Below are 7,990 nucleotides of genomic sequence, written 5' to 3'. Positions count from 1 at the left end.
GCTTGCTCGGCGGTCAAGGCTGACGGATGGACCTGGCCACTGGGCATCACCGCGAGAGTTTGGTGAATGCGCGGGGTCAGCCGAAGGAACGACAGGTCTCGGCTGGAGAGCTGCCGCTTTTCGGTGCCGTCTGACGGGCGGCACCCGAGTCCGCTATGCGCCGCAATGTCGGGTGTCGTCTTCTGGCCGTCAACGACCCGTCGGTCGCCGCCCCTGAAAGTCAGTTCACGATCTCGAAGCGGCCGTTCAATTGACAGCGTGTCACCGGGCTCGAAGGCGGGTCTGCCTGGCCGCCGACGCATGACCTGTCGAGGAGCTTCCAGCACCAGCGAGTGAATGGCAGCTGCGTTGAGCCACGTGATTGCCACTGCCGCGACGTTTGAGTCGAGGGTGCCGGCAATACAGAGATCGCCGAGGTCGGTGCGTGTCTGACCGCGAGGGTCTTCTCGACCCTGTTTTTCATACTACTTTCATACCACCAGCGAAAACGCCACCTGGAAGTGCTGTAAGTCGTTGATTTTGCTGGTGGGCGGTGCAGGGTTCGAACCTGCGACCCCTGCCGTGTGAAGGCAGTGCTCTACCGCTGAGCTAACCGCCCGAGAACTCGGGCTTTCCCGTGAAAGCGAAGGCCGCGATTATGCCATGTGGCGCCACACGGTCTGCCCGCCCGACGCCTTGTCGAGCTCGACCAGAACGGCCTCGTGAGCAGCGCATTCCGCGGCGTCGGGCAGCAGCACCGGTAGCGTGATCTGGCTCAGGTCGATGGCGTGCACGTCGAGCCCATCACCTTGCGATTCAAGCGCATCGATGACCAGCGAGTCCTGCCCGCGCGTCATGCGGATGTAGACCTCGGCCAGCAGGCCCGCATCGAGCAGCGCGCCGTGCAAGCTGCGGCTGGCGTTGTCGACTTCGAGACGCTTGCACAGCGCATCGAGCGAGTTCGACTTGCCGGGGAATATCTCGCGCGCCAGGCTCAAACTGTCGGTCACGCTCGCCATCTGCGGCGCAAAGCGCGAACGGCCGACCCGCTCGAGTTCTGCGTCGAGAAAGCCGACGTCGAAGGCGGCGTTGTGAATGATGATTTCGGCGCCCGCGAGGTACGCCATCAACTCGTCGACGACAGCGGAAAACCTAGGCTTGTCAGCCAGGAACTCCGCCGTCAAGCCGTGAATCCTGAGGGCGTCTTCATGGCTGCGTCGTTCAGGGTTGAGATAGAAGTGCTTGTTGCTGCCGCTGAGGCGCCGATTAAGCAATTCAACGCAGCCTATCTCGACAATGCGGTCGCCGTTATCGGGGCTCAGACCGGTGGTCTCGGTATCAAGAAAGACCTGACGTTGCATCTCAGTGAATTTCCTTGGCGTGATTGATCGAGTACTTGGGGATCTCGACCACCAGATCCTGCTGCGCCACGATGGCCTGGCAGCTCAGCCGAGAATTCGGCTCCAGCCCCCATGCACGATCAAGCAGATCTTCCTCGTTCTCGTCCATTTCGTTGAGTGACGCGAAGCCCTCGCGCACGACGACATGGCAGGTGGTGCAGGCGCAACTCATCTCGCAGGCATGCTCGACTTCAATGTCGTGCTCAAGCAGCGCTTCGCAGATGGAGGTGCCGGGCGCGGCCTCGATGCTCGCGCCTCGAGGGCAGTATTCTGGGTGGGGCAGGATCTTGATGATCGGCATGGGCTACTTCTTCAAACTTCCTCGACACGCCGCCCGGTGAGCGCCTGGCGGATGCCACGGTTCATTCGCTCGGCGGCGAAGGCCTCGGTGCCGTCGGCGAGTGCCTTGACCGCAGCGTCCACGGCGGCGGCATCGTCGCTTTTCGCGCCGGCTTCGGCGGCCGCGACAAGCGCGTCAATCGCGCTGCGCTCACCCGCGGCGAGCAGGTCGCCGTCGGCGGCAAGCGCCGAGCGCGTGGCCAGCACCATGCGCTCGGCCTCGACGCGCGCTTCGCGCAGCGCACGCTCGCGCATGTCGCCCTCGGCAGTGCTGAAGCCGTCTTGCAGCATGCGCGCGATCTGGTCGTCAGCCAGGCCGTAGCTCGGCTTGACGGTCACCGCGGCCTCGACGCCCGAAGCCAGCTCACGGGCCGACACGCTCAGGAGGCCGTCGGCGTCGACCTGGAAACTCACCCGGATGCGCGCCGCGCCCGCCACCAGCGGCGGCAGGCCGCGCAGCTCGAAACGCGCGAGCGAGCGGCAGTGCTCGACCTGGTCGCGCTCGCCCTGCAGCACATGGATCGCCATCGCGGTCTGGCCGTCCTTGAAGGTGGTGAAGTCCTGCGCCTTGGCGATCGGCATCGTGCTGTTGCGCGGGACGATTCGCTCCACCAGACCGCCCATGGTTTCAATCCCCAGCGAAAGCGGCGTCACGTCGAGCAGCAGCAAGTCGCTCGCGCCTGCATTGCCGGCAAGCTGGTTGGCCTGGATCGCCGCGCCGAGCGCGACCACTTCATCGGGGTTCAGGTTGGTGAGCGCAGGCTTGTCGAAGAACGCGGCGACGGCATCGCGTACTTGCGGCATGCGCGTGGAGCCGCCCACCAGCACGACACCCTGCACATCGTCCCGGTTGACCTTGGCGTCGCGCAGCACCTTGCGCACCGCGGCGACGGTGCGCAAGGTGAGCGGCCTGGTGATGGCATCGAACTGCGCCCGGCTCACGTCGACCTGCAACGCGCCGTGCGACAACGTGGTCGCGACGCGCGCAGTTGCGGCCAGTGACAACGCATGCTTGGCGACACGCGCCGCCACCAGCACGGCGCGCTTGTCCTGCGCGGTCTCGGTCGCGAGCCGGGCCTCGGCCAGCGCCCAGTCGGCCAGCGCATGGTCGTAATCGTCACCACCGAGCGCCGAGTCGCCGCCGGTGGCCACCACCTCGAACACGCCCTTGGCCAGGCGCAGCAGCGAGATGTCGAAGGTTCCGCCGCCCAGGTCGTAGACCGCGTAGAGCCCTTCGCTGCCGTTGTCGAGCCCGTAGGCGATCGCCGCCGCGGTGGGTTCGTTGATCAGGCGCAGCACGTTCAGGCCGGCCAGTTGCGCCGCGTCCTTGGTCGCCTGGCGTTGCGCGTCGTCGAAGTAGGCCGGCACCGTGATGACGGCGCCGAACAGTTCATCGTCGAAGCTGTCCTCGGCGCGAAAGCGCAAGGTCGCCAGGATCTCGGCCGAGACCTCCACCGGCGTCTTCACGCCGTCGCGTGTCTGCACGGCCAGCATGCCCGGCTGGTCGACGAAACGGTAGGGCAGTCGGCCATGCTCGACGATGTCGGCCAGGGCGCGACCCATGAAGCGCTTGGCCGAGACAACGGTGTTCTCGGCATCCTCGGCCTGTGCGGCCAGCGCGTCGAAACCGATCGCGCGTCGACCACCTTCGAGGTAGCGCACCGCCGACGGCAGGATCGCGCGGCCTTGATCGTCAAGCAGGCACTCGGCGACACCGTGGCGCACCGCGGCCACGAGCGAATGCGTCGTACCCAGGTCGATGCCGACGGCGACCCGGCGCTGGTGCGGGTCGGGCGTCTGGCCCGGTTCGGAGAGTTGCAGCAAAGCCATGGTAAAGGACGCTATTGTCCGAGCGCTTCGAGGCGCCGATCGAGGTCAAGCGCGAAGCGTTCGATGAACATGAGGGCGCGCACTTGCTGCGCCGCCGCCGGCCAGTCTTCACGCAGGTCCAGCGTGCCCTGCAGTTCGCCGAGCAGCGCTCGTCGTCGTTGCAGCAAATCGTCGTTGAGCGCTTCGACGGCGGCAGCACCATCGGCTTCGTCGAGAGCTTCGCGCCACGCCATTTGCTGCATCAAAAAATCAGCCGGCATCGCCGTGTTGCTCTCGGCCCGCACCGGCGCGCCCTGCAACTCGCACAGGTAGGCGGCCCGCGCGAGCGGGTCTTTGAGCCGCGCATAAGCCTCGTTCACGCGCACCGCCCACTGCATGGCCACGCGCTGGGCGGCAGCACCTTGCGCGGTGAAGCGGTCGGGGTGAACCTCGCCCTGCAGCGCCTTCCAGCGCGCGTCGAGCTGCGCACGGTCCTGCGCAAAGCGACGCGGCAGGCCGAACAGTTCAAAGTCGTCGCTGTCGAGCTTCATCGCGTCATGCGTAAAAAAAGGCGCGGCATCGCCGCGCCTCTTGACCCGCTCATTGGCTCAGATCCGAAACGACTCGCCGCAACCGCAGCGGTCGCGCTCGTTCGGGTTGTTGAACTTGAAACCTTCGTTGAGGCCTTCGCGCACGAAGTCGAGCTGCGTGCCTTCGATGTAGGGCAGGCTCTTGGGATCGACGAGCACCTTGATGCCCTGGTCTTCAAACACCACGTCTTCGGGCGCCACAGCGTCGGCGTACTCGAGCTTGTAAGCCAAGCCCGAGCAGCCCGTTGTCTTGATGCCCAGGCGAACGCCCACGCCCTTGCCGCGTTTGCCCAGGTAGCGCGTCACATGGCGCGCTGCCGCTTCGGTCAGAGTGACTGCCATTGCGCTTGCGCTCACCGAGCCGCTTGCGCGGCCAGCTCGTGCTTGGCCTTGTAGTCGGTGACCGCGGCCTTGATCGCGTCCTCGGCCAGGATCGAACAATGGATCTTCACCGGCGGCAACGCAAGTTCCTCGGCGATGTGCGTGTTCTTGATCGTCATCGCCTGGTCGAGCGTCTTGCCCTTGACCCACTCGGTCACCAGCGAGCTCGATGCGATGGCCGAGCCGCAGCCATAGGTTTTGAAACGCGCGTCTTCGATCACGCCGGTTTGCGGGTTGACCTTGATCTGCAGCTTCATCACGTCGCCGCAGGCGGGCGCGCCCACCATGCCGGTGCCGACCGTCTCGTCGCCTTTCTCGAACGAACCGACGTTGCGAGGGTTTTCGTAATGCTCGACGACTTTTTCGCTATAAGCCATGGTGATAACTCCTCGAATGCCCAGGCAAGGCAGCGCTCAATGCGCCGCCCACTGGATGGTGTTGATGTCGATGCCGTCCTGGAACATCTCCCAGAGCGGTGAAAGCTCGCGCAGCTTGGCCACGTTCTGGCGGATCGTGCCGATGGCGTAATCGATCTCGGCTTCGGTGGTGAAGCGGCCGATCGTCATGCGCAGGCTGGAGTGCGCCAGTTCGTCGCTGCGACCAAGTGCGCGCAACACGTAGCTCGGCTCCAGACTCGCCGACGTGCAGGCCGAACCCGACGACACGGCCAATCCCTTGATGCCCATGATCAGCGACTCGCCCTCGACGAAATTGAAGCTCATGTTCACGTTGTGCGGCACGCGCTTTTCGGCATGGCCGTTCAGGAAAGTCTGCTCAACGTCGGACAGACCGCGCAACAGTCGCTGCTGCAACGCGCGGATGCGCTCGCTCTCGGTGCCCATTTCCTCGCGTGCAATGCGAAACGCCGCGCCCATGCCGACGATCTGGTGCGTGGCCAGCGTTCCCGAGCGCATGCCGCGCTCGTGGCCACCGCCGTGCATCTGCGCCTCGATGCGCACGCGGGGCTTGCGGCGTACATACAACGCGCCGATGCCCTTGGGCCCGTAGGTCTTGTGCGAAGCCAGGCTCATCAGATCGACCGGCAGCTTGCCGAGGTCGATTGCGACCTTGCCGGTCGCCTGCGCGGCGTCAACGTGGAAGATGATGCCGCGCTCACGACACAGCGCACCGATCGCGGGAATGTCCTGGATGACGCCGATCTCGTTGTTCACGTAGAGCACAGACACCAAGATGGTGTCGGGCCGCAACGCCGCCTTCAACTTATCGAGGTCGACAAGGCCGTCCTCCTGAACGTCGAGGTAGCTCACCTCGAAGCCCTGGCGCTCTAGCTCGCGCATCGTGTCAAGCACCGCCTTGTGCTCGGTCTTCAAGGTCACGAGGTGCTTGCCGCGCGTTTTATAGAACTGCGCCGCGCCCTTGAGCGCAAGGTTGATTGACTCGGTGGCGCCCGACGTCCAGACGATCTCGCGCGGGTCGGCGCCTACCAGCTCGGCGACCTGCACGCGCGCTTTTTCTACGGCCTCTTCCGCCTCCCAGCCCCACGCATGACTGCGCGAGGCAGGGTTGCCGAAATGCTCGCTCAACCACGGAATCATCGCCTTGGCGACTCTCGGATCCACCGGGCTGGTAGCACCGTAGTCCATATAGATCGGGAAGTGCGGGGTCATGTGCATGGCGGGCGGGTCCCTGTATTGGCGGGACGCTCTGGCGGGTTGATCGAGACTCGGGGAAGGCACGCGTTGCTCGAAGTGGCCCGGCAAGCCGCTCGATGGCTCAACGCGTTGGGGGTGGTCAAGCGTGCGTTGCCGTCCTGATTATTTTGAAAACGCATTACCGAGGGCGAACACCGAATTCGGCGCGGTGATCTTGATCGGTTTAACCACCGGCTGCGACGAGATCGCGCGCTTGACCGGCGCTTCCTCGATCGAGATGCCCTTGGCGAGCTGGTCGTCGACCAATTTGCGCAGTGAGATCGAATCCAGGAACTCGATCATCTTGGTGTTCAAGCTCGCCCACAGGTCATGCGTCATGCAGCGGCCAGTGTCGTCGCCCATGCAATTTTCTTTGCCACCGCAGCCGGTGGCGTCGATCGGCTCGTCGACCGCGACAATGATGTCGGCCACGGTGATTGCGTCGGCTTTGCGGCCGAGCGAATAACCACCGCCGGGACCGCGGGTCGACTCGACCAGCTCATGGCGGCGCAGCTTGCCGAACAACTGCTCAAGGTAGGACAGGGAGATTTGCTGGCGCGAACTGATCGCCGCCAGCGCGACAGGACCGCTGTGCTCCCGCAGCGCCAAATCGATCATGGCGGTGACGGCAAAGCGGCCTTTAGTGGTGAGACGCATGGTGGAAACTCCTTAAGGCACGGGGCTTTCGGACCGGTGAAACCGGGGGAGAGCAGCACCTGAAAATGAGCCGTCTGGCTAATCCCGACTGATTAACTCAATTATAGGTGAAGTCGACTGATTTGGTCGGACTCCGCAGGGGAAGTTCCCTTCACCCCCGAGGGGTTGCCTTCGCGAGATGCAGGACCAATCCGTCGCAAGCGGCCTCCACCAGATCGAGCACCCGGTCGAAGCCGGCCGGCCCGCCGTAGTAGGGGTCGGGAACGACGGCGCAGCGAGCATCCGGTGCAAAGCTCATCAGCAACCGGAGCTTGTGAGCAAACAGCGCAGGGCACGCCTTGGCCAGCCACTCGAGGTTGTCATCATCCATCCCCAGCACGAGGTCGAAACGCTCGAAATCCGCGCTGACGACCGCTCGCGCGCGCTGGGCCGACAGGTTGTAGCCTCGTTGCAGCGCACGCGACTGGGTACGGTCATCGGGCGGCGCGCCGACGTGGTAGCCGTGGGTGCCTGCCGAGTCGACCTGCACATGCCGCGCCAAACCGGCCACGGCGAGTTTGGCGCGCAACACGCCTTCAGCGGTGGGGCTGCGGCAGATGTTGCCCGTGCAGCACATCAAGACCCGGGTCGGCTTCATGTCGAAGAGATGATGCCACCGGCTTCATCAACGAAGAGAAGATGCGGCCATGTTTGAAGCTGCGCCGCGCATGTCGCCGTTTACGCCGCCTCGCGCACCAGACAGAGTCGCGTGATCTCCGACGGCGCGCCCAGGCGCATCGGCGGGCCCCAGTAGCCGGTACCGCGGCTCACATAGACCCGCAGTCGGCCGAGTCGGTGCAGCCCAGCGGTATACGGTTGCTGCAGGCGCACGAAAAAATTCCAAGGCAGGAACTGCCCGCCGTGGGTATGCCCGGACAACTGAAGGTCGAAACCGGCTTGAGCCGCAGCCGCTGCGCTGCGCGGCTGATGCGCGAGCAGCACTTTCGGCGCGGCCTCGTGCGGCGCGCCATGCAGAGCCTGAGCCGGGTCGCTGCGGTGCGTGGGATCGCAATGATGTGCCGAGTAGTCCGCAACGCCCGCCACCAGCAGCTGTGCTGCGCCGTGGCGCAGTACGACATGCTCGTTAAGCAGCACCTTCATGCCCAGGCGCCTGAATTCCTCCACCCACGCTGCCGCACCGCTG

At 64.9% G+C, this 7,990-nt stretch carries 10 protein-coding genes and 1 tRNA gene; all 11 read right to left on the bottom strand.

Annotated features, from left to right (window positions below; translation table 11 throughout):
- Nucleotides 1-523 precede the first annotated feature (523 nt).
- Nucleotides 524-598: transfer RNA gene (locus tag RMO12_RS14675), tRNA-Val, on the bottom strand.
- A 37-nt stretch (nt 599-635) separates the two neighbouring features.
- The gene (gene dnaQ / locus RMO12_RS14670) at nt 636-1,340 is read right to left on the bottom strand and encodes a DNA polymerase III subunit epsilon (RefSeq protein WP_309639846.1); all 705 of its coding nucleotides are present in this window, start codon (nt 1,338-1,340) and stop codon (nt 636-638) included.
- Nucleotide 1,341: 1 nt separating this feature from the next.
- Entirely contained in the window at nt 1,342-1,680 is a 339-nt protein-coding gene (fdx, locus tag RMO12_RS14665; RefSeq protein WP_309639845.1) for an ISC system 2Fe-2S type ferredoxin, read from the bottom strand.
- A gap of 11 nt (nt 1,681-1,691) precedes the next feature.
- Nucleotides 1,692-3,548, bottom strand: coding sequence for a Fe-S protein assembly chaperone HscA (gene hscA / locus RMO12_RS14660; RefSeq protein ID WP_309639844.1), 1,857 nt, complete (start codon nt 3,546-3,548; stop codon nt 1,692-1,694).
- A gap of 11 nt (nt 3,549-3,559) precedes the next feature.
- The gene (gene hscB / locus RMO12_RS14655; RefSeq protein WP_309624023.1) at nt 3,560-4,078 is read right to left on the bottom strand and encodes a Fe-S protein assembly co-chaperone HscB; all 519 of its coding nucleotides are present in this window, start codon (nt 4,076-4,078) and stop codon (nt 3,560-3,562) included.
- A 57-nt stretch (nt 4,079-4,135) separates the two neighbouring features.
- Nucleotides 4,136-4,459, bottom strand: coding sequence for an iron-sulfur cluster assembly protein IscA (gene iscA / locus RMO12_RS14650; protein ID WP_309624022.1), 324 nt, complete (start codon nt 4,457-4,459; stop codon nt 4,136-4,138).
- 11 nt (nt 4,460-4,470) lie between these two features.
- A complete protein-coding gene (gene iscU, locus RMO12_RS14645) occupies nt 4,471-4,875 on the bottom strand; it encodes a Fe-S cluster assembly scaffold IscU (protein WP_309624021.1) in 405 nt (134 codons plus the stop codon).
- A 36-nt stretch (nt 4,876-4,911) separates the two neighbouring features.
- Nucleotides 4,912-6,126: an IscS subfamily cysteine desulfurase gene (locus RMO12_RS14640; protein ID WP_309625050.1), complete on the bottom strand. Its 1,215-nt coding sequence runs from the start codon at nt 6,124-6,126 to the stop codon at nt 4,912-4,914.
- A 147-nt stretch (nt 6,127-6,273) separates the two neighbouring features.
- On the bottom strand, nt 6,274-6,807 hold the full coding sequence (locus RMO12_RS14635; protein ID WP_309625045.1) for a Fe-S cluster assembly transcription factor: 534 nt from the start codon (nt 6,805-6,807) through the stop codon (nt 6,274-6,276).
- A gap of 151 nt (nt 6,808-6,958) precedes the next feature.
- The gene (locus RMO12_RS14630; RefSeq protein ID WP_309625046.1) at nt 6,959-7,444 is read right to left on the bottom strand and encodes a low molecular weight protein-tyrosine-phosphatase; all 486 of its coding nucleotides are present in this window, start codon (nt 7,442-7,444) and stop codon (nt 6,959-6,961) included.
- An 80-nt stretch (nt 7,445-7,524) separates the two neighbouring features.
- Nucleotides 7,525-7,990, bottom strand: a 466-nt coding sequence (locus RMO12_RS14625; protein ID WP_405029689.1) for a metallophosphoesterase, incomplete at its 5' end; no start/stop codon positions are given.

This window comes from Methylibium sp. (assembly GCF_031393925.1).
Lineage (GTDB): Bacteria > Pseudomonadota > Gammaproteobacteria > Burkholderiales > Burkholderiaceae_C > Methylibium.
This window is presented reverse-complemented; position numbering and strand designations above follow the sequence as displayed.